The following is a 21024-nucleotide window of genomic DNA, read 5'->3' as shown; positions in this document are numbered from 1 at the left end:
TTATTAAAGGTTTTTTGCCATTTGCCGATGATATTCACAAGATGGTTGTCGGCCTTATTTTTCCCAACTGAACCGTAGCCTAGAGCTACATGTATCAGATTGATAATTAACTTATTTTATCCTCATCTCAGAGGGATTGATTTTATGAGTATTGATCGTACCCAGCCGCTGAAGCCCGTCAGTCAGGTCCAGCAGCGCGAACCGGGCGAGGTATCCAAGCCCAAACGTAAACAGACCGAGGCGCAGACTGAAATCAGCGCCACGCAGGTAAAACTCAGCGATGCACAGGCTAAGTTGATGCAGCCTGGCGCCAGCGATATTGATCTGAATCGGGTCGAAACGTTGAAACAAGCTATTCGTGATGGTTCGCTGAAAATCGATGTCGAAAAAATCGCTGACGCGTTAATCAAAGATACTCAGGACTTCTTAGCAAGTAATTAATCACGATGGAAAAACTACAAACGATACTGGATAAGTTGTTGCATAATCTGAATGACCTACAGCAGGTTATGTCGGATGAGCAAGCACAGCTTTGTGCCGGCCACATCAATAGCAGCGCGCTTCAGCAAGTGACCGAGAAAAAAAGTTCGCTGTTGGCAACAATGCAATATCTGGAGACATGCCGTCATGAAGAAGAATCATTGAAAAAACTTCAGGCGCCTTATGACGATATGGAAGCATTGGCAGAGCGCTGGCAACAGATACAGCAGCTAACGAAAAGTCTGCGAAACAAAAATCAACATAATGGCATGCTGCTCAATCAGCATATTTCCCACACTGATAAAGCGCTCGAAATACTCAAGCCGCGTCACGGACAGTCGCTATATGGACCGGACGGTCAAGCAAAAGGCGCCAATTATTCCGGCCGTAAAATCAGCATCTGAATGTCTCTTGCCGTATAGAGACATTCACTTCTCCGATAGCCGTTATCACTTATAGTTAACCGCCAGGCTGATGCTGTTTACGTTAAACGCCCGGTGAAGCCTTCCGCCGCCCTCAATGTAGTATATAAAGCGAAATTCACTATTAGCGGGTTCCCCGCTCAAGCCCCGCGTCTGCCCGCTTGCGCCATCCAACTTCACACACCGCCGCAGCGTGCAAAGCCGGACAATCAACCCGACAGGTTCAGGAGACAAAGACTCATAACGCCAGTAGATCAGGGTAACGCGCTTATCGACGCCAACCGCCATATTAGGGCTAGGTAAAAATGCGGGAGAAGAGGCGGTGACGCCGCGATGCTCCAGCACGACCCCTCTTTTACTGGCATTCCAGGCGCCCGGCGTAGCAAAAACCGCGGCAGGAACAACGAAAAAGAGTGCGGCGACGGCTATCCGGGCAAATCTCATTGCGCCTCTCCGATAATCGAAGTCATGCGGATCTGCCGCTGGTCACTGATTTCCAGATTAGAAAGCACCGCCATATTCGGCAAACTGCGATGCAGAAAACGAGCCAGCAATCCGCGCAATGCGTGATTGACCAATAACACAGGCGGCGCGCCCAACATTTCCTGCCGCTGCAACGCCTGTTTCGCCTGTGCCAACAACCTGTCGGCCAGACCCGGCTCAAGTCCCCCGCCGCCTTGTAACGCCTGAAGCAGCAAACGTTCCAATGAGCCGTCCAAGCCAATGACCTGAAGCTCGCCATCGCCCGGGAACCACTGCTGGGTTATGGCGCGCCCCAGCGCGACTCGAACAACGGTGGTTAACTCGTACGGATCGGGCTGCACCGGCGCATGTTCGGCCAGGGTTTCCATAATGGTTCGCATATCGCGAATCGAAACGTTTTCGCTCAGTAGATTCTGTAAAACCTTATGCAAGGTCGTTAACGTCACGACGCCCGGAATAAAGTCTTCCGCCAGTTTCGGCATTTCCTGCGCGACGCGATCCATCAACTGCTGCGCTTCTTGCCGTCCAAACAGTTCGCTGGCATGCATGCTAATTAAATGATTAAGATGCGTAGCAACGACCGTACTGGCTTCGACTACCGTGTATCCCTGCGTTTGCGCCTGCTCTTTTATTCCGCTTTCTATCCATACGGCGGGCAGTCCGAATGCGGGATCTTTGGTTACCTCGCCAGGGAGATCGCCTACCGCATTACCGGGATTAATCGCCATCCAGCGGCCCGGATAGGCCTCGCCGTGACCGACCTCAACCCCTTTCATCAAAATACGATAGCTTGCCGGCTGAAGTTCCAGATTGTCACGAATATGCACAACCGGCGGCAGATAGCCCATTTCCTGCGCGAATTTCTTTCTGATACTGCGGATTCTGCCGAGCAACTCGCCATCCTGCTGAAAATCCACCATAGGAATCAGTCGATACCCCACTTCCATGCCTAGCGGATCTTCCAGTTGAACATCCGCCCAACTGGCCTCAACCACCTTATGCTTTTCCATGGCTGAAGGTTCGGGGGTCACTGCCGGCATTTTCTGTTGATCGCCGCGCATCCACCAGGCCAGTCCCAGCAGCGTCGCCGTGAATAGCAGAAACACGAAATTAGGCATACCGGGTACCAGGCCTATCAATCCCAGTACGGCCGCGCTTAATACCATCACCCGAGGATTGTTGAACAACTGGGTAACCATCTGCTGGCCGACATCCTGATCGGTGCTGACGCGCGTCACAATTACCCCTGCGGCGGTCGAAATAACCAACGCCGGAATTTGAGCCACCAAGCCATCGCCGATGGTCAGTAGCGTATAACTTTCAGCAGCCTGACCTACCGGCATATTATGCTGAAAAACGCCGACCAATAATCCGCCGATAATATTGATCACCATAATCATCAGGCCGGCGATGGCATCGCCGCGCACAAACTTACTCGCACCGTCCATCGAACCATAAAAGTCGGCTTCCTGCGTTACTTCAGAACGCCGCTTTTTAGCTTCCTCCTCACCAATCAAGCCGGCGTTGAGATCGGCATCAATGGCCATCTGTTTGCCTGGCATCCCATCCAGTACAAAGCGCGCGCCCACCTCGGCGATACGTCCGGCGCCTTTGGTTATCACCATAAAGTTAATCAGCACCAGGATGATGAAAACCACGATACCGATGGCGAAATTACCGCCTACCAGAAAATGGCCGAACGCTTCAACGACTCGTCCCGCCGCCGCGGTTCCGGTATGGCCTTCCAGCAGGATGATACGTGTCGACGCCACGTTAAGGGATAACCGCAGCAGCGTTGAGAACAACAAGATGGTGGGAAAAGCGGCAAACTCCAGCGTACGCTGGGTAAACATGGCGACCAGCAGCACCATGATGGAAAGCGCGATGTTAAAAGTAAATAACAGATCCAGGACAAACGGCGGCAGCGGCAGCACCATCATGGACAAAATCAGCAGGATCAGAACCGGCCCGGCTAATATTTGCCACTGTGTGCTTTTAAAATTACTCGGTAAACGTAATATAGAGGCCAAATTAGCCATCAGCAGTATTCTCTTTAGCAAAATCCAGTGCATCCGGCACCGGTAGGTGTTTAGGTTTTCTCGGGATTAATCCACCTTCGCGCTTCCAGCGTTTCAATTGGTAAACCCAAGCCAAAACCTCTGCAACAGCAGCATATAACGCAGCCGGAATATGGTGTCCGACTTCGGAATGACGATACAACGCGCGAGCCAGCGGCGGCGCTTCCAGCATCGGTATCCGATGCTCTGCGCCCAGTTCGCGAATGCGCGCGGCGATTTCGCCCGCCCCTTTCGCCAACACTTTGGGCGCATTCATTTTTTTCTCATTATATTGCAATGCGACGGCGTAATGGGTCGGGTTAGTGACGATGACATCGGCTTTAGGCACATCCGCCATCATTCTGCGCTGCGCCATGGCCCGTTGCTGTTGACGAATGCGACCTTTGACATGCGGGTCGCCTTCGCTTTCCTTATGTTCGTCACGGATCTCCTGCTTGGTCATGCGCAATTTTTTGATATGGCTCCAGATTTGCCAGAACACATCAAATGCCACCATTGGCACAAGACTCATGATGACAAGAAAGCCGCAAATTGCCGCCAGATCTAATGCATCCCCCAGCGCAGCCATCGGCGGCTCTGATATCAAATGCAGCATCTTTGGCCAGTTATGCAATAAAAACCATGTCGTTACTATCCCCACCATCAGTGATTTCAATATCGCTTTGAACAGTTCAGCTAATGACTGAGACGAAAATAACCGTTTTAGACCAGATAACGGATTTAGCTTTTTTAAATCAAATTTGATTGATTTAGCGCTGAACAATACCCCGCCCAATAGCATCGGCGCGGATAAAGCGACCAACACCGCGCCCAACATAATGGGGATCAGCGCCATCGCCCCCAGCTTGAGTAATACGCCGATATGGCGCAGCATCTGGGTCTCATCGCCGATGGTTTCGTAATTAAAAGACAGCCCCTGGCTAACCATTAAGGCCAACTTGCGCGACATCGATTCCCCGCCCATCCATAATATGGCCAACCCCGCCATCATCATCAGAATAGAGCTCAGTTCGCGGGATCGGGGGATCTGCCCCTCTTCGCGAGCCTTCTCCTCTTTATGGGGAGTGGGGGATTCTGTTTTTTCCAGATCGCTATCTTCAGCCAATGCCGCTTCCTGTTATGACTACTTAGGAGAGGATTTTGCTGCTTAGCATGACAAATATGAAAAAACTTTATGGCTGGAACAACGGGGAAAACCTATGTTTCTTTGCTGGATAGTCGCCGGAGGCGCGCAAGAGAAACAGGGTTCGGCTGAGTACGGCCCGATAAAGCGACCATAGGCATAGCCGGAAATGACAGGGAGTGAATCTCGTACCGACGTGTGCGCGGTATCGCCGCCGCACACGCCGGTTTTGTTCGACAAAACTAGAACCCCAAACTGTCCAACAGGTCGTCAACCTGATCCTGGCTGGAAACAACCCCCGCCGCGCTTTTATCCACCTGGGGACCATTTAACAAACCATCATTGGCGCGTTTCGGCTCCGCCGATTTTTCAGGTATATTTTCCAACAGCACCATCAGCAGCTGTTTCTCTATTTCCTGAATAACAGCCATCATGCGTTTGATAACCTGACCGGTCAGATCCTGGAAATCCTGCGCCATCATGATTTCCAGCAGTTGCGCATTGGTGAATGAAGTATGTTCCGGCACCTCTTCCAGGTATTTGCGGGTGTCGGTCACCAGTTCGCGCGCGTCAGCCAGCTCAATGGGATTTTCAAACCACTCATCCCAGCGCGACTTCAGGGATTTGGCTTCGGCCTCTAGCTGGTTCTGACGCGGTTGCGCGGCTTCGACGCTGCTTAACGCCCGTTCCGCCGCCTGAGCCGTCATTTGGACGACGTAATCAAGGCGATCGCGCGCATCCGGAATCGCTTCCGCCGCTTCGGCTATCGCGTTGTCCAGACCCAGTTCCCGCAGGCTGTCGCGCAGCATACGGGTCAATTGGCCGATACGGGAAATAATCTCGGTAGCGGAGGCAGTATCGTTTACGGGCGGCATTGGATGTGGCTTCATAAGATCCCCTTACATACCCAGTTTTTCAAATATCTTACCCAGCTTCTCTTCCAGGGTAGCCGCAGTAAATGGTTTAACGACATAACCGCTGGCACCCGCCTGTGCGGCGGCGATAATGTTTTCTTTCTTCGCTTCCGCCGTGACCATCAGCACCGGAAGTTTTGAAAGCGCCGCGTCGGCGCGAATGGTTTGCAGCAACTCCAAACCATCCATATTGGGCATATTCCAGTCGGAAATAACGAAATCGAAAGCACCGGCGCGCAATTTGTTCAGTGCATCGGCGCCATCTTCCGCCTCTTCCACATTATTAAAGCCCAGCTCCTTTAGTAGGTTGCGAACAATTCGGCGCATTGTCGAAAAATCATCCACTACTAAAAACCTGAGTTCTTTATCGGCCATACCTACTCCTAAAATATTTATTGCTCACCGGGAGCTGCTTATATACGTAATGCCTGTCCGGCAGAGATTTGAGCCAACATCCGCTGGCTAACCTGGTGCAAATCCACCACTTCGTCGACGCCCCCCATAGCGATAGCTTCACGCGGCATACCGAATACCACGCAACTTGCTTCGTTTTGTGCCAGGGTGTAGGCACCGGCCTGATGAAGTTCCAACAAACCGGCAGCTCCGTCGTTTCCCATTCCCGTAAGGATGACCCCTACGGCATTTCGCCCGGCATACTGCGCAACCGAACGAAACAATACATCAACCGATGGACGGTGACGGTTAACCGGCGGGCCGTCATTTAAGCGCACCTGGTAATTAGCGCCGCTGCGCGCCAGTTCAAGATGCCGCGCTCCCGGCGCAATATAGGCATGACCGGGCAAAACGCGCTCGCCATCCTCGGCTTCCTTTACGGTGATCTGACATAATTTATTCAGCCGTTCGGCGAAAGATTTGGTAAATCCGGGCGGCATATGCTGGGTAATCAGCAACGCCGGGCTGGTCGGCGGCAAAGGCTGCAATACGTGACGTATCGCCTCGGTTCCCCCGGTCGATGCCCCTATCGCAATGAGCTTTTCACTACTGAGCAATGGCGTATGTTGAATAATCGCCATCGGCTCATTGGACTGTCTGCGCTGCGGCAGGCGCGCCTTGGCGGCCATGCGAATTTTTTCAGCGATCAATTCGCTGTATGCCAGCATGCCTTCGCGAATGCCCAACTGCGGTTTGGTGACAAAATCGATCGCCCCCAATTCCAGGGCGCGTAAGGTGATTTCAGATCCTTTACCGGTCAGAGACGACACCATCACCACCGGCATCGGACGCAAACGCATTAACTTTTCGAGAAAATCCAATCCGTCCATACGCGGCATTTCGACATCCAGCGTTAATACCTGCGGATTAAATTTTTTAATCAGGTCGCGGGCGACCAGCGGATCGGGCGCCGTCGCGACCACCTCCATATCGGGGTGGCTGTTAATGATTTCGGTCATGATCTGGCGCATAAGGGCAGAGTCATCAACGCATAATACTTTAATTTTATTCATTATCTTTCCTTAGCCAGTCCATAGACAGTCTGCCCGCGCAAATAGAACTCTCGACTAATCTGGCTGAAATTCTCTGAATGACCGGCAAATAGCAATCCGCCTGGCTTAAGTAACGGGACAAAGCGACGCAAAATACGTTCCTGCGTTTCTTTATCAAAATAAATCATTATGTTACGGCAAAAAATAGCATCAAACGGCGCAGGAACCGGCCACTCCGGCGCCAACAAATTCAGTTGCTGAAAATGCACCATCGACGCCAGTTCCGGCCGCACCCGCACCAATCCGCTGTGTGGGCCGGTCCCCCGCAAAAAGAAACGCTGTAGTTGCTGCGGAGAAAGCGAACGCAGTTCTTCCTGCCGGTAGATACCGGCCGAGGCTTTTTCCAATACCTGCGTGTCGATATCGCTGGCGACGACCTGACAACTGCTGTTGGCACGATGACCAAATACTTCGGCCAGCGTCATCGCCAGAGAATAGGGTTCCTCCCCCGTCGACGCCGCGGTACTCCAGATGCTGTAGCCATTGGGCCGCTGACGGGCATGTTCGGCCAATATCGGGAAATGATGCGCTTCACGGAAAAATGCCGTCAGGTTGGTCGTTAGCGCATTAATGAAAGCCTGCCATTCGGCGCTGTTGGGATCGGATTCCAACAATGCCAGGTACTGACCGAAATCATTGATCCCAAGCAAACGCAAACGCCTCACCAAACGGTTGTAAACCATTTCTCTTTTGTGGTCGGCCAACACGATACCGGCACGCTGATAAATTAACTGGCTGATGCGACGGAAATGGACGTCCGACAACGGCAACCGGTCTACCATCTGCGTCAAGATAGATGCAGGCTCCGGGCGATTTGGCGATGGTATACTCTTCATGTTAGACCGCCCGAATATCTATGTTTGCTATGGTCTTTTCCAATCTGAACTTCCCTTACAGCTGTAGCAGGTTTGTCTTTGTTATCATTTATCAGATAGTCATCTTGTGGCGAGACAAGATCAAAACTGACTCTGTATGGTCAGTAACGCGACCCGCTCCGCGAGCGAACGCGATACTTGTTCTACTAACGCTGTATTGTGGCGCTACCCATCTCAGTAACAGCCTGCACGATTTACTCGATTGCCCATGAACGCGCGCCCTGAAGCGCCGGCCGACAAACTCGCCATGCGACTGACGCGCATATCGGCAGGCATTCTCGCCTTATCCCGTGGCGACGCTCTTTATCAGAACGTTTCCCAATTCTCCGCCGACGGACTTCCTTTCGGCTTTTTATCCGTATTCCCGGCGACCGCCAACAAAGCCGGTTTCTGCCGGCTTTCCGCCTGTGCGGTTGGGGAAACATTGCCACCGGTATCGGTATCGGCAATACGAAATGCCGCGACAGCCTCATTAAGCAGCTTCACCTGCTCTTCCAGCGCCACGGCGGCGGAAGCGGACTCTTCGACTAACGACGCATTTTGCTGCGTCACGCTGTCCATCTCGGTGATCGCCTGGCTGACCTGATCGATACCTTTACTTTGCTCATCGGAAGCGGAGGCAATCTCACCCATGATGTCCGTTACGCGGGTTACCGCGCTGACGATTTCCTCCATCGTTTCACCCGCGCTTTCAACCAGCACAGATCCTTCATCGACACGATTTACAGAATCTTCAATCAAACCTTTAATTTCTTTTGCCGCCTGGGCGCTGCGCTGCGCCAGATTACGCACTTCGCCGGCCACCACCGCAAAACCGCGCCCCTGCTCCCCGGCCCGCGCCGCTTCAACGGCCGCGTTCAATGCCAGAATGTTGGTCTGGAAAGCAATGCCGTCGATCACGCTGGTGATATCGGCAATTTTTTGCGAGCTGCCGGCAATGTTGTGCATCGTTTTGACCACGTTATCGACGACCTTGCCGCCCCGCTGCGCGGTTTCCGACGCGCTTAACGCCAATTGGCTGGCCTGACGGGCATTCTCGGCGTTCTGTTTCACGGTGGAAGTCAGTTGCTCCATACTGGCCGCCGTTTCCTCCAGAGAGGCTGCCTGCTGCTCGGTGCGCGAGGAAAGATTGTGATTGCCCGCGCTGATTTCGCCGGCGCCGCTATAAATGGCATCCGCGCCCTGACGCACCGCGCCTACCGTGGTAATAAACTCGCTTTGCATATTCCGGATACTGTCCGCCAATATCCCCATTTCATTTTTGCTGTGAAAATCGATCGCCTTCGTCAGATCGCCCCGGGCCAGATGGCGGATATGCTCGACAAGGGTATGGAGCGGCCGGGTGATTAATTTTTGAACGCCGAACCAGGCAATCAGCACCAGGGCGAGAACCAAAATAACGATGGCGCCTAATACCCAAAGCGCAGAATCATAAGCCGAGTCGTTTTCGGCGATCCCCGACTGATGCAACCTCTCACTATCCGCCTGATAGGCGTAATAGGCCTTTTCAAAGTTATCCTGAAATCCCTGGGTGGGCTGTTCGACGAATTTTGCGAACTCATCGTTGGCCAGAAACTGGACCAGTTCAGACAGAGCCTGATGCAGCGCCGCATAGTTCTCTTTCACCGCGCGGGCGACCGCCGGATCCTGTTGCTCGACCAGCGCCGTTTTTTCATAGTTGCTAAAATGCGTACCGGCCGAGTCCAACTGCGTTTTGGCCAGGGCGAGCAGTTCATCAAACGCGGCGCCCACGCCTTGCCCTTCCTTATCCAGGGCAACGCGAATGCCCGCCCGGTTTAATGTATTTCGCGTTTGTAGCAAGTATGACCACGCGGCATCTAAGTCTGCTTTCTTCTGATTGATAACCTGCGTTGAACTGAAAATATCTTTATCATTTTTTAGCGAGCCAAAAAACAAACCAGCCGAAACCAGCTGAAGCGCGCCAAATAACACCAATATCAGGATCAAACTTGTAACAACTTTCATGCGATTGAACATATTCATTTCCCTTGAGCAGATCACCTGTCGCTAGTATCGGCATGACGACGAAAATCTTTATGATTTTTCGAATGGCGGGAGAAATACGAAGGGAAAAGCGCGGGGCCGGCAGATGGCCCCGCGGATCAACAATGCACTCAGATTTTCGTCACGCTGTCGACCAGCGCCATTTCTTCACTGCTGAGCAGTTTTTCTATATCGACCAGGATCAGCATTCTTTCGCCCAATGAACCTAATCCCGTCAGGTACTCGGTTGACAGCGTGACGGCAAATTCCGGCGCCGGGCGAATCTGATCGGCGGTTAAAGAAAGCACATCGGATACGCCATCGACAACGATGCCGACCACGCGCTGCCCGAGATTCAAAACGATAACCACGGTGTTGTCGTCGTAATCCACTTCCTGCTGGGCAAATTTAATACGCAAATCGACAATAGGAACAATCACGCCACGCAGATTGGTCACGCCTTTAATAAAGGCGGGCGTATTGGCGATGCGGGTTACCTGATCATAACCGCGGATTTCCTGTACCTTTAAGATATCAACGCCGTACTCTTCGTCACCCAGAGTAAAAATCAGGAATTCCTGTCCCACCGTTTCACCCGCTAATTTCGTGACGTTTGCAAGTCCAGTCATGTTTTCCACCTTTCATCAACCTTCTATTTATTGTTAAGCAGCGGTTTCAACCACGCGTTTTTCACGATTAAGCGCCTGTAACGCCGAAACATCCACAATCAGCGCGACACTGCCGTCACCCAAAATAGTCGCGGCGGAAACGCCCGGCACCTTGCGATAATTACTTTCCAGGTTCTTGACGACAACCTGATGCTGGCCGATTAACTGATCCACCAACAGCGCATAACGACGCCCTGCGCTTTGCAATATCACCACAATGCCCTGGGTCGGATCGGTTTTCGCGCCATCCACATCAAAGATATGGAACAGCTCAACCAGCGGCAAGTACTCGCCGCGCACTTGCAACACGCGTTCTCCGCCGGCCAGCGGGTATAAGTCCTCGGCCTGCGGCTGTAGCGACTCCATCACCGCGTTAAGCGGCAGGATAAAGACATCGTTATTAACCTTCACCGACATGCCGTCGAGGATCGCCAGGGTTAACGGCAACAAAATGCGGATCGTGGTGCCTTTCCCCGCCTGGAAATGGATTTCAACATGGCCGCCCATTTCCTGAATGTTACGTTTCACCACATCCATGCCAACGCCCCGCCCGGAAACGTCGGTCACTTTCTCCGCGGTAGAGAAGCCGGGGGCGAAGATCAACATGCCGACTTCCTCATCGGACATGCTGTCGCTGACCGCCAGTCCTTGCGAAAGCGCTTTCGCCAAAATCTTTTCACGGTTAAGACCGGCGCCGTCATCGACGACTTCAATGCAGATATTGCCGCCCTGATGTTCGGCGGACAGCGTCAGATTGCCGACTTCCGATTTACCCGCCGCGACGCGTTTCTCCGGTGATTCGATACCGTGATCAAGACTGTTGCGCACCAGATGGGTAAGCGGGTCAATAATTCGTTCAATCAGGCTCTTATCCAACTCGGTAGAGCTGCCGAGCAATGTCAGTTCCACCTGTTTGTCTAGCTTGGCCGCCAAATCGCGAACCAGACGCGGGAAGCGACTGAACACGTACTCCATCGGCATCATACGGATGGACATCACCGACTCTTGCAAATCACGGGCATTACGCTCCAATTGCCCCATGCTATTGAGCAAGTCGCCATGTGCGACGGGGTCAAGTTCGCTGGAACGCTGGGCCAGCATGGACTGGGTAATGACCAATTCGCCGACCAGGTTTATCAACTGATCAACCTTCTCCACCGCTACGCGAATACTGGTGTCGCCGGTTTTATGTTTCGCGGCGCTGGGGACGTGCTGCGGCTTGGCGGCGGCGGCGGGAGCCGGTGCTGCTGGTGCCGCTGGCGCTTCTACAGCTGGTTTCGCTTCGTCTTGCGCTGGCGCGGTTTCCTGTTGACCGGCCGTGGCCGTCACCGCGTGAAAGTTGATTTGCTCAGGCTCCAGCACGAAACACAAAACCGCGCTGATATCATCTTCACTGTCCGATGTCGCCAACGTGACTTCCAGGCTGTTATCCGTCTGGTGCGGATCCTTCACGGTACCCAGGTTGCCGAGTTCTTCCAGCATTTGCGGAATTTCCTGCGGCTTAAGACCAGTCAGGGAAATTCGCATCTCGCCCTGCCCGACTGACGCAGGCGCGGCTGGATTATTCTCAGCGGCCGGCGCGGTCGGCGTCTGCGGCGCGGCGCTTTCCGCCTGAGACTCTAATGCCAGTTGGCGCAGAGCCTGACAGATATACTCAAAGCTCTCGGCATTGGGCTCCTGCGCGGTTTTATAGGCGTCCAACTGTTCCTGCATAATGTCTTTAGTTTCCAAAAACAGGTTGATAATGTCGGTGCTAAGACGCATTTCACCGCGTCTGGCACCATCGAGTAGGTTTTCTAAAAGATGCGTGGTTTCCTGTAAAACGGTAAAGCCGAATGTCCCGGCGCCCCCCTTTATCGAGTGAGCCGCCCGAAAAATGGCATTCATTTGTTCCGTATCAGGATCTTGCGGATCGAGCAACAGCAGATGCTGTTCCATATCCGCCAGTAATTCATCGGCTTCATCAAAAAATGTTTGATAGAAAGCGCTCATGTCCATGCTCACGTGGTCACCTCTTGTGAATCGCGGCTTATTGAGAAGGCGTCGCCTGACTGTCTGGCGCAGCAGGCAACTCAGTAGTCGGCTGTTGACGCTCTGGAGCAGGAACTCCATTTACGGGTTGTGGTGAAATTTCATCCCTTTTATCCACATCACTATTATTGTCGGCAGATGAAGCGGTAGGTTTAGGATTTTCCAGCCCCATATTGCGTAAATCTTCCGGCGATCCCAAATCTTTCGTCGCTTGTTCGGCATTCTCATGCTCGATATTTCTCTGCGCCTCTCTGGTCAGCACTAACAGACTGATACGGCGATTTATCTCATCCGTGCTGGTAGCGGCCTGCTTCAGGCTCATGGTTGACGCCATGCCGACCACCCGCAGAACTTTCCCCTCGGACAACCCGCCGATGATCAACTCCCGGCGTGACGCATTGGCGCGATCGGCGGACAATTCCCAGTTGCTGTAGCCGCGCTCGCCCATAGCGTAGGGAACGTCATCGGTATGCCCGGAAATACTCAGTTTGTTGGGAATATCATTCAAAATGGGGGCAATGGCGCGCAAAATATCCCGCATATAAGGCTCGACCTGCGAGCTGCCTGTTTTGAACATCGGGCGGTTTTGGCTATCAATAATCTGGATACGCAGCCCTTCATCCACCATTTCAATCAGCAAATGGGGACGCAAGGCCCGCAAGCGCGGATCGGATTCAATAAGCTGATCCAACCGCTCGCGCAGACGATTCAGCCTGATTTCATCCAACCGACGTTCCGGCGAGTCTATTTTTATATTTTTTTTCACTTCGCCCTGCTGCTGGGTCGCATCATCCCCGCCGCCGGGAATGGGACTTTCGCTTTCGCTGGCCTTGGTGCCGCCGGTCAAGGCTATTTTTAATGGCGTGCGAAAGTATTCCGCGATCTGCGCAAGCTGCATCGGCGTGGAAATCGCAATCAACCACATCACCAAAAACAGCGCCATCATGGCCGTCATAAAATCGGCATAGGCGATTTTCCAGGAGCCGCCGTGATGGCCGGCATGCCCGGATTTACGCTTTTTGCGAATAATGGGGTGTTGGTGTTTCATGCGTCACTTTCCGACGTTTTCTGCTGAGCCGGCGCTTTCACGCGGCGGATGTGCTCTTCCAGTTCGGTGAACGAAGGACGCTCCGTCGAATAGAGGGTTTTGCGGCCAAATTCGACGGCGATCTGCGGCGCATAGCCATTCAGGCTGGAAAGCAGCGTCACCTTGATGCACTGCAATATTTTGATCTTCTCGGCATTTTTCTGCCGTAACAGCGCGGCAAGCGGAGAAACGAAGCCGTAGGCCAGCAGGATCCCCAGGAAGGTCCCAACCATCGCATGCGCGATCATCATCCCCAGTTCCGCCGCCGGGCGGTCAACATAGGCCAGAGAATGCACCACTCCCATTACCGCCGCCACGATACCAAACGCGGGCAAGCCGTCTCCCATCATGGTCAGGCTGGTTGCCGGCACTTCGCTTTCGTGTTCGACGGTCTCGATTTCCTCATCCATCAGCGTTTCAATTTCAAACGCGTTCATGTTGCCGCTCACCATCAGACGGAGATAGTCGGTGATGAATTCGATAAGGTTGCTATCAGACAAAATGTTGGGATAGCTGGAGAAGATTTCGCTCTCATTGGGGTTATCGATGTCAAACTCCAGCGAAAGCATGCCCTGTTGACGCGACTTGGCCATCAGTCGAAAAAGAACCGCCATCAAATCCATATACAACCCTTTGTTGTATTTAGATTTTTTCATTAAAAGCGGTAACGCGCGCAACGTGGCTTTTATCGCTTTACCATTGTTACCAACGATAAAGGCGCCAACGGCGGCCCCACCGATGATCAATAGTTCAGAAGGTTGATAAAGCGCGCCCAGGGCCCCACCGACCATGAGATAACCGCCAAGTACCGACCCCATAATTACGATATAACCCAATATAACCAGCACAAGAGATCCTTATAAACAAAAGGTGGGCTGGAGAGAGATAAAACGCAGCGCGACGGCAGGAATTACTTGAGAAGATATCTATCACTGCCCTCAATAACAAACAGTGATAGATTCACAAATCGCTACCAGGCTCAGACTGCGTGTTTTACCTGTTCATCCAGCAGTTGAGGTATAATATCGGCAAGGTTTTGTGAAAGTTTACGTCTTTTTACCGCTCTGGAAGGGGGTTGGCACAGGCTACAGGCAAAACTGTTTTTGGGTTGATGCGCGTGAGTGATAAACATACCGTTACAGCAGCTGCACGCAGAGAGTTGCAACATACCGCTGTCGACAAAACGCACTAACGTCCATGCGCGGGTTAACGCCAGCAATGGCGTATCATTTTGCGGCGGACATTGCTCCAGATAGAGACGATAGGCGCGAATTACCGCCTCGACGCCGCAGCACTGACCGCTTTTTAACAAAAAACTATAGGCGTTGTAGAACATCGATGAGTGAATATTCTGTTCCCAGGTCATAAACCAATCCGTTGAAAAAGGCAGCATGCCTTTTGGCGGCGGATTTCCCCTAAGTTCTTTGTATAACTTGATTAAGCGGCCGCGGCTTAACTGTGTTTCACTTTCCAACATCTGCAAACGAGCACCCAGAGAAATGAGCTCCATTGCTAACTGGATATCTTTCGCTTCCTGAACAATACTTTTTTCCGCCATTACAATGCCCTTTTCTTAGGCAGATTTTCTTCTTTCGAAGTCAACTGTTGTAATAAATGGCTCGACAGCAGAATCCCCGTATGTATCTGTTGCAGATCGTCCACACGCGATTCCTGAGTCAAGAGTTTGATGGTATTGTGATCATTAAAACGGAAATGACATATCAGTTGATTGGTTTCAGCTAATTTAACCATTTGCGGCAAAGTGAGATTCATCAGCATATCGGCCATCTCTTCATCAATGCCTAAACGAAACATAGCCGAAGCCTTTTCGTCGTTAATTAAACGCTGTGCCAGTAACAAATAAGACAGATTAATGTCGTAAATGTGTTTGAGTAATTCAGAGGTACCCATAATTCCCATCCCAACAGGCTACGTTTAACACATAAGTTAGGTGATAGAGCATATCGCCCAGTTCAAAAATCACTCTCCATGGATGGCATAAAAGCACCAGCCAAATGCTGGTTATCTCTTCTTATATTTATTTAGACCGTATGCACATCTGTCAACTTTATCCATTATGCGTCGACTCCATTCGCCATCTTGTACATTAAAATCGTTCAAGCTTACATCTGTAAAGCCACAGCATAGGATTAATCCTAAATCAATGCAACTGTACCGCCTAATCCTTAGCACATACAACGCGGCCGACGAGTGATTTTGATGATTATGTGATACGGATCACAAAATTGAAAGCATCATGAGCAACTTTTCCGCCCACAATCGCTTTTAATCCTGCATTTTTAATGCGCTAAAATCCTATTACATGTTACAAAACGATATAAAAAACATTCAAAAAATCACTAGAATTTTTATATACAATTGATAATTAAATAAAAAAATGAAAAAAGAAAAGTTATACGAGTTTTATATTAATATTAATAATTACTTTATTTACATAAAACTAACATTTATGGGCGCGCTAATTTAACACCAGCATTTTTTTGTCATAAAATGTAAATCCTTGCCGATTGACGCCATCCATGAACCGACCTCCGCCAGGCGAATTGATAAGGTAAGATGTATTATCGAAAGTGGCTCGGCAAGTTTCGCATAATGGCGCAATCTCGCGGATCAATTAATAAAAAAGCGCTAAATAAGACTAATTAACCTTTATAAAGCATCCTCGCTCAACATTGTTAACTTTTGGAATAAAACTGTTGCAACAAAAATAACGTCATTTAATAAATTCCTATAACGATAATGCTTTTCCATACACACCATAAATAATGGGGAAACCCTTTATTTTAAAACATCATGCCGACAGGCGACATCAATGGATTCATTACCCATAGGCTGCAAGACATCTGTCAGGTAAATTACCGATAAATCAAATCATCATCCTGATGCAGGAATACCCGATGATTGAATTCAGAAAAACGATGAATAACATCGCATCGTCAGCATAACCGGCCGCGCCTATCCGGCATTGAGTAATAACACTCTATCTTTCCATTTTATCATCAAATAGTTATCCGCCTTTTGCGATTCATAACCCGCGACGCCCTCCCTGGTTAAAGGGATAGGCGGCATAACGGAGAACGCAAGAAGCCAGGGTTCAGATTTACTGCAATGCGGCGATGATATTCAGATGGAATATTTAGAAAAACTGAAGCGGCGCCGACAGTTAAATACACAATCTCAGCACGAACCGCAGCCGTAGGATAAATATAATTACATGTTCTGGCTATGAGCGAATGGAGATAAAAGCGGCAATATATGAACTGTAAGGCAAACCTGGTATGCCAAGTCATTTATCGTTCGTTTCTTTATTTGTCATTATTCTGGGCGGCTTTGCGCGGTTGTCAGCAAATGACGCGGTTATCACGATCCGTAGCGGTAATTAACCCGTCGGGTCGAGCAGCGAAAACGGCAGCGTCGGCTAACCCGGCGTCCTCCTCGCAGCCGGTATTGACCGTTAGTCGGACAATACCGGCCGTAAATTACTCGCCTGACGGATGCTTAAGCTCGACAAACGTCCCGTCTTTGCTTTCAACTTCATTGAAAAACCACACGCCGTCGGGATAATCTTCCAGCGAGACCAAGTACATGGTCCCTTCCTGAAACGCTTCAACAGCCAGAATAACGCCTTCCCTGCGCGCTCTGCCGTCGGTCTTGACCGTAACTACATCATTAACTTTCATAGCTCTTTCTCAAAATACCCAGTGGAAAAGACATTTTCCCCATCGATGAAAACCCGACGATAAAGAAAATGATATACCGTTGCTTTAATTACCACCCCTCATGCTTTTGCAGAAATACCTCTTCATAAGCCAACCACTCAGGCTAAACTAATCAGCTTCATCTGGTACACTCCTCCTAGCCGTAGAAGAGGTTGAAAGTTGGACGAACTATTGAATTCTAATCGACAAATAGCAAATGAAGAAACAGACGATAATCACGTCACCCTAGCCGAATGGAAAAAACTGATATCGATAACCTCGCCAGATGCATTTAATCTGTTGCATACCCTAGCCAGGGAAAAGTCCTCCATGCTGGCGGGTGAGTTTTACTCGCATATGCTAAAGGATCCGGAAGCGGCGCTTTTTCTCTCAAGTCAGCAGGTGCATAGCCGGCTTTTCTCCTCAATGCAGCAATGGATCGCAGTGATTTTGTCCAACACAGGCGAAAATTTGGATGAATTGATCGCCTACCAGAAAAAAATCGGCCTGATTCATGCCCGCATCGGTATTCCGATTGAATTGGTCGGCCGCGGCGCCCGGCGCTTAAAATGGAAACTCTATGAATATGTTTCACAGATGACGAGCGACAAGTCCATCTGTTTCGAAACGCTGCGCTTTGCATCCATATCCATAGATATCGCAACGGAGATAATGAGCGCCACCTATTCGCATTCACACGCCAGCGCGGCAAAAAGAGAAGAATCATACCGCCTGTTATCACTTCTGAATAACGCCGATATAGAACGGGAGCGTCAAAACGCGGCGCTGTTAAACTGGGAGAACACATTTATTTTTAATATCGCCACCGGCGCGCCGCTGATAACCGTTCAATCCTTGACGGATTCAGATTTCGGCTTATGGTTTTACCACAAAGGGAAGCCTTACTTCGGCAATACACCGGATGCGCAGGCGATCAGCGATATGATAAACGCCGTTGATGAAGATATCGGACATTTTAATAACAATATTCCTCTGACGCAGGATGCCTACGCGCCATTACTTAAGTCGGTGAGAAACAGGATCCATAAAATCCGCGTTTTTATCGGATCTTTATTTGATGAAGTACAAAAGTTGGAAAGCGGCAAGGATACATTAACACTATTACTGAATCGCCGTTTTCTGCCGACCATCTTGCGGCATGAAACCTCGTTGGCCATGCGTAAAAGCGCCCCTCTCACTATCGCGATGATCGACATTGACCATTTTAAAGCCATTAACGATACCTACGGTCATACGGTCGGCGATACGGTGTTGAAGAAAACGGCGGAACTTTTTTATGAAAACACCAGAAGCAGTGATTACATATTTCGCTATGGTGGAGAAGAGTTTATGTTCGTCCTCATTGAAACGTCGAAAGATGCGGCCTATACCTTTATCGAGCGGCTTAGAGAAAAAATTCAAAACCACAAAATCCGATTGCAAAACAATGAGGTAGTCACGATAACCATTAGTGCGGGCATTGCGGAGTACAACGGGCATCCTGATTATGAATATTTGATAAATGCGGCCGATGTCGCGCTTTATCAGGCAAAAGCCAATGGCAGGAACCGCATAGCGCTCTCACAGGAGTAGTCATTCATCTTCCTGTTCTCCCCTATCGATAATTATCCCCCGGCGATACCCTGATTTAGCGACGGATTAGACCATTCGTTGCTTCCCCGGTATCGCTGTCTCGGCTGTCATTCTCATCGGTAACAAAAATTAACATTAATCAGAATAAATAATTGTAAATGCTGATGGAATTAGCCATTTACCTGCCGATAACAAAAACGCAAGAGATATACCGCCATGGACAATTGATCAGCCTGCTGGGTTACAGACAGGCTGACCCCCGAAGGGACACGCGAATAGCGATCCTGTCTTCATTAGGATTATCGTTTTATCATTTACCACCAGGATTTAAACTATGCACTTGATACGCGACATCAAAATCAGAACCATGATGATTCTGATCCTTATACTCTTTTCTCTACTTTGGGGGGGAGTTTCAGCGTTTGCATTGTATTCACTGAGTCAGTTAACGTCTGAACTGAAATTAACCAACGTGCAGCAAAATAACGGCGATATCATTAATGGCGCTAACGGGCAGTATTACCGTATTATCAGCGCGCTTGAGCGAGCCGTACGCGCAAAACAGAACAACAATGCGGCTGAAGCGGATACGGAACTTCAATTAGTGAGCAGTGAGTTAGAACAAATCAGGAACGGTCTGAATGAGTTCAAAACGACCGATCATGCCAATATCGCTCCCGCCACCATTGACGATATATATAACAGCTCATATCAATTATACAGCAACGGCGTACTGCCGCTTTATGAAGCCGTCAAAGCCGACCGTATTGACGACTTCGTGAGTTATGCCACCCAGACCTATCGTCCTCTGCGCCAAAATTTCACCAACGCGATTGATAAATACAACGTCGTTATCGATGGCTTGAAAAGCGATGCGCAACACCGGATTGATGCCTGGGTTAGCTGGTGCCAGAAGATCCTGATTGTCGCGCTGGTTATTGGTCTGGCTATCGTACTGCTCACCGATCGCTATCTGGCCATTTTCGTGGTCAAACCACTTGAAATAATTAAACAACATCTCCAGGTTCTTTCGGTTGGTCATTTACATACCCATATTATTGATATGGGCAACAACTGCGTCGGACGGTTGATTCCTTTTCTCCAGCAAATGCAGAACAACTGGGTGACGACGGTATCGGATATCCGCGACAGCGCAGGCGCCATCTATCGTGGTTCAGGTGAAATCGCCTCCGGCAACACGGACTTATCTTCCCGTACGGAAGAACAGGCATCGGCATTGGAACAGACCGCGGCCAGCATGGAGCAACTCAGCGCCGTCGTTAAACAGAATGCGGATAACGCCAGTCAGGCCAGCGTTTTGGCGCAGAATGCGTCGAAACTGGCGAACAATGGCGGAGATATTGTCAATGATGTCATCAAGACAATGGGAGAAATCACCAACAGCTCGCAGAAAATCGCCGATATCATCAATGTTATCAATAGCATTGCTTTTCAAACCAACATTCTCGCGCTGAACGCGGCCGTCGAGGCGGCGCGCGCCGGAGAACAGGGGCGCGGATTTGCCGTGGTTGCCAGTGAAGTTCGTAGTCTGGCTCAGCGTAGTGCGCAGGCAGCAAAAGAGATTGAAGGGCTAATCGATGAATCGGTTAATAACGTCAAAACCGGTTCTGACCAGGTAACGCTTGCCGGCGACGCCATGGAAAACATTGTGAAAGCCGTAACCAACGTCACCGATATCATGGGTGAAATCGCATCCGCGTCGAATGAACAGAGCAAAGGGATCAGTCAGGTTGGTCAGGCCGTTGTCGAAATGGATAGCGTTACTCAGCAAAACGCCGCGCTGGTTGAAGAATCGACCGCCGCATCCGCGTCTCTTGAAGAGCAGGCGCGCCGTTTGACTGAAATCGTCTCTATTTTCAAACTTTCCGACTCGGTAGAAAAACCGGGAGGGAAAAAAACCATAAAGCCAATGCCGACGCTGACCTCAACCTCAACCGCGTCCAAAAAAACCAGTACCGATAACACCAATTGGGAAACCTTTTAACCGACACGCATGCGGGCGATATCGCCCGCATATCGCT

19 protein-coding genes are annotated in these 21024 nt (G+C 50.5%); 4 read left to right on the top strand and 15 right to left on the bottom strand.

Going from position 1 to position 21024, the window contains the following annotated elements; translation table 11 throughout:
* Positions 1-144 precede the first annotated feature (144 nt).
* Both flgM and ABRZ28_RS11435 read left to right on the top strand, forming a co-directional pair.
* Positions 145-441: a flagellar biosynthesis anti-sigma factor FlgM gene (flgM, locus tag ABRZ28_RS11440; protein ID WP_319602887.1), complete on the top strand. Its 297-nt coding sequence runs from the start codon at positions 145-147 to the stop codon at positions 439-441.
* Between the two features lie 5 nt (positions 442-446).
* A complete protein-coding gene (locus ABRZ28_RS11435) occupies positions 447-884 on the top strand; it encodes a flagella synthesis protein FlgN (RefSeq protein ID WP_319602888.1) in 438 nt (145 codons plus the stop codon).
* Positions 885-929: 45 nt separating this feature from the next.
* Here ABRZ28_RS11435 and ABRZ28_RS11430 read toward each other — a convergent pair whose 3' ends face one another.
* From ABRZ28_RS11430 to dsrB, 15 genes are all read right to left on the bottom strand, one after another.
* Complete coding sequence (locus tag ABRZ28_RS11430; protein WP_319602889.1) at positions 930-1346, bottom strand: flagellar protein FlhE; 417 nt, start codon at positions 1344-1346, stop codon at positions 930-932.
* Complete coding sequence (gene flhA, locus ABRZ28_RS11425) at positions 1343-3424, bottom strand: flagellar biosynthesis protein FlhA (protein WP_330520303.1); 2082 nt, start codon at positions 3422-3424, stop codon at positions 1343-1345. The genes ABRZ28_RS11430 and flhA overlap by 4 nt, the downstream gene beginning before the upstream one ends.
* On the bottom strand, positions 3417-4568 hold the full coding sequence (gene flhB / locus ABRZ28_RS11420) for a flagellar biosynthesis protein FlhB (RefSeq protein WP_319602891.1): 1152 nt from the start codon (positions 4566-4568) through the stop codon (positions 3417-3419). Before flhB ends, flhA begins: the two co-directional genes overlap by 8 nt.
* A gap of 260 nt (positions 4569-4828) precedes the next feature.
* Entirely contained in the window at positions 4829-5476 is a 648-nt protein-coding gene (gene cheZ / locus ABRZ28_RS11415; RefSeq protein WP_319602892.1) for a protein phosphatase CheZ, read from the bottom strand.
* Positions 5477-5485: 9 nt separating this feature from the next.
* The gene (gene cheY, locus ABRZ28_RS11410) at positions 5486-5875 is read right to left on the bottom strand and encodes a chemotaxis response regulator CheY (protein WP_319602893.1); all 390 of its coding nucleotides are present in this window, start codon (positions 5873-5875) and stop codon (positions 5486-5488) included.
* A gap of 38 nt (positions 5876-5913) precedes the next feature.
* The gene (locus tag ABRZ28_RS11405; RefSeq protein ID WP_319602894.1) at positions 5914-6966 is read right to left on the bottom strand and encodes a protein-glutamate methylesterase/protein-glutamine glutaminase; all 1053 of its coding nucleotides are present in this window, start codon (positions 6964-6966) and stop codon (positions 5914-5916) included.
* Positions 6966-7841, bottom strand: a complete 876-nt coding sequence (gene cheR / locus ABRZ28_RS11400) for a protein-glutamate O-methyltransferase CheR (protein WP_319602895.1) — start codon at positions 7839-7841, stop codon at positions 6966-6968. The genes ABRZ28_RS11405 and cheR overlap by 1 nt, the downstream gene beginning before the upstream one ends.
* 345 nt (positions 7842-8186) lie before the next feature.
* Positions 8187-9878, bottom strand: coding sequence for a methyl-accepting chemotaxis protein (locus tag ABRZ28_RS11395; RefSeq protein ID WP_330520302.1), 1692 nt, complete (start codon positions 9876-9878; stop codon positions 8187-8189).
* Between the two features lie 137 nt (positions 9879-10015).
* The gene (gene cheW, locus ABRZ28_RS11390) at positions 10016-10513 is read right to left on the bottom strand and encodes a chemotaxis protein CheW (protein ID WP_319602897.1); all 498 of its coding nucleotides are present in this window, start codon (positions 10511-10513) and stop codon (positions 10016-10018) included.
* Positions 10514-10546: 33 nt separating this feature from the next.
* The gene (gene cheA / locus ABRZ28_RS11385) at positions 10547-12544 is read right to left on the bottom strand and encodes a chemotaxis protein CheA (RefSeq protein ID WP_442878689.1); all 1998 of its coding nucleotides are present in this window, start codon (positions 12542-12544) and stop codon (positions 10547-10549) included.
* A gap of 37 nt (positions 12545-12581) precedes the next feature.
* The gene (gene motB / locus ABRZ28_RS11380) at positions 12582-13631 is read right to left on the bottom strand and encodes a flagellar motor protein MotB (RefSeq protein WP_330520301.1); all 1050 of its coding nucleotides are present in this window, start codon (positions 13629-13631) and stop codon (positions 12582-12584) included.
* Positions 13628-14518 (bottom strand): flagellar motor stator protein MotA, encoded by an 891-nt coding sequence (gene motA, locus ABRZ28_RS11375; RefSeq protein WP_319602899.1) that lies wholly within the window; start codon positions 14516-14518, stop codon positions 13628-13630. Before motA ends, motB begins: the two co-directional genes overlap by 4 nt.
* A gap of 131 nt (positions 14519-14649) precedes the next feature.
* On the bottom strand, positions 14650-15228 hold the full coding sequence (flhC, locus tag ABRZ28_RS11370; protein ID WP_319602900.1) for a flagellar transcriptional regulator FlhC: 579 nt from the start codon (positions 15226-15228) through the stop codon (positions 14650-14652).
* On the bottom strand, positions 15228-15581 hold the full coding sequence (gene flhD, locus ABRZ28_RS11365) for a flagellar transcriptional regulator FlhD (RefSeq protein ID WP_319602901.1): 354 nt from the start codon (positions 15579-15581) through the stop codon (positions 15228-15230). Before flhD ends, flhC begins: the two co-directional genes overlap by 1 nt.
* Positions 15582-17170: 1589 nt before the next feature.
* Positions 17171-17371: a protein DsrB gene (gene dsrB / locus ABRZ28_RS11360; RefSeq protein WP_330520300.1), complete on the bottom strand. Its 201-nt coding sequence runs from the start codon at positions 17369-17371 to the stop codon at positions 17171-17173.
* Between the two features lie 198 nt (positions 17372-17569).
* Here dsrB and ABRZ28_RS11355 point away from each other — a divergent pair, with 198 nt between their 5' ends.
* Both ABRZ28_RS11355 and ABRZ28_RS11350 read left to right on the top strand, forming a co-directional pair.
* Positions 17570-18982 carry a diguanylate cyclase gene (locus ABRZ28_RS11355; protein ID WP_330520299.1) on the top strand — a complete coding sequence of 471 codons (1413 nt, stop codon included), beginning with the start codon at positions 17570-17572 and terminating at the stop codon, positions 18980-18982.
* Between the two features lie 334 nt (positions 18983-19316).
* On the top strand, positions 19317-20987 hold the full coding sequence (locus ABRZ28_RS11350; protein ID WP_330520298.1) for a methyl-accepting chemotaxis protein: 1671 nt from the start codon (positions 19317-19319) through the stop codon (positions 20985-20987).
* The last annotated feature ends 37 nt before the right edge of the window (positions 20988-21024 follow it).

Source organism: Brenneria sp. g21c3 (assembly GCF_040240345.1).
In the GTDB taxonomy this organism is placed as follows: domain Bacteria; phylum Pseudomonadota; class Gammaproteobacteria; order Enterobacterales; family Enterobacteriaceae; genus Brenneria.
This window is presented reverse-complemented; position numbering and strand designations above follow the sequence as displayed.

What these genes read in the sequence shown, in the direction of transcription:
- flgM (WP_319602887.1), top strand. Translation starts at nt 145, where the DNA reads ATGAGTATTGATCGTACCCAGCCGCTGAAGCCCGTCAGTCAGGTCCAG.
- ABRZ28_RS11435 (WP_319602888.1), top strand. Translation starts at nt 447, where the DNA reads ATGGAAAAACTACAAACGATACTGGATAAGTTGTTGCATAATCTGAAT.
- ABRZ28_RS11430 (WP_319602889.1), bottom strand. Translation starts at nt 1,346, where the DNA reads ATGAGATTTGCCCGGATAGCCGTCGCCGCACTCTTTTTCGTTGTTCCT.
- flhA (WP_330520303.1), bottom strand. Translation starts at nt 3,424, where the DNA reads ATGGCTAATTTGGCCTCTATATTACGTTTACCGAGTAATTTTAAAAGC.
- cheZ (WP_319602892.1), bottom strand. Translation starts at nt 5,476, where the DNA reads ATGAAGCCACATCCAATGCCGCCCGTAAACGATACTGCCTCCGCTACC.
- cheY (WP_319602893.1), bottom strand. Translation starts at nt 5,875, where the DNA reads ATGGCCGATAAAGAACTCAGGTTTTTAGTAGTGGATGATTTTTCGACA.
- ABRZ28_RS11405 (WP_319602894.1), bottom strand. Translation starts at nt 6,966, where the DNA reads ATGAATAAAATTAAAGTATTATGCGTTGATGACTCTGCCCTTATGCGC.
- cheR (WP_319602895.1), bottom strand. Translation starts at nt 7,841, where the DNA reads ATGAAGAGTATACCATCGCCAAATCGCCCGGAGCCTGCATCTATCTTG.
- ABRZ28_RS11395 (WP_330520302.1), bottom strand. Translation starts at nt 9,878, where the DNA reads ATGTTCAATCGCATGAAAGTTGTTACAAGTTTGATCCTGATATTGGTG.
- cheW (WP_319602897.1), bottom strand. Translation starts at nt 10,513, where the DNA reads ATGACTGGACTTGCAAACGTCACGAAATTAGCGGGTGAAACGGTGGGA.
- cheA (WP_442878689.1), bottom strand. Translation starts at nt 12,544, where the DNA reads ATGAGCGCTTTCTATCAAACATTTTTTGATGAAGCCGATGAATTACTG.
- motB (WP_330520301.1), bottom strand. Translation starts at nt 13,631, where the DNA reads ATGAAACACCAACACCCCATTATTCGCAAAAAGCGTAAATCCGGGCAT.
- flhC (WP_319602900.1), bottom strand. Translation starts at nt 15,228, where the DNA reads ATGGCGGAAAAAAGTATTGTTCAGGAAGCGAAAGATATCCAGTTAGCA.
- flhD (WP_319602901.1), bottom strand. Translation starts at nt 15,581, where the DNA reads ATGGGTACCTCTGAATTACTCAAACACATTTACGACATTAATCTGTCT.
- dsrB (WP_330520300.1), bottom strand. Translation starts at nt 17,371, where the DNA reads ATGAAAGTTAATGATGTAGTTACGGTCAAGACCGACGGCAGAGCGCGC.
- ABRZ28_RS11350 (WP_330520298.1), top strand. Translation starts at nt 19,317, where the DNA reads ATGCACTTGATACGCGACATCAAAATCAGAACCATGATGATTCTGATC.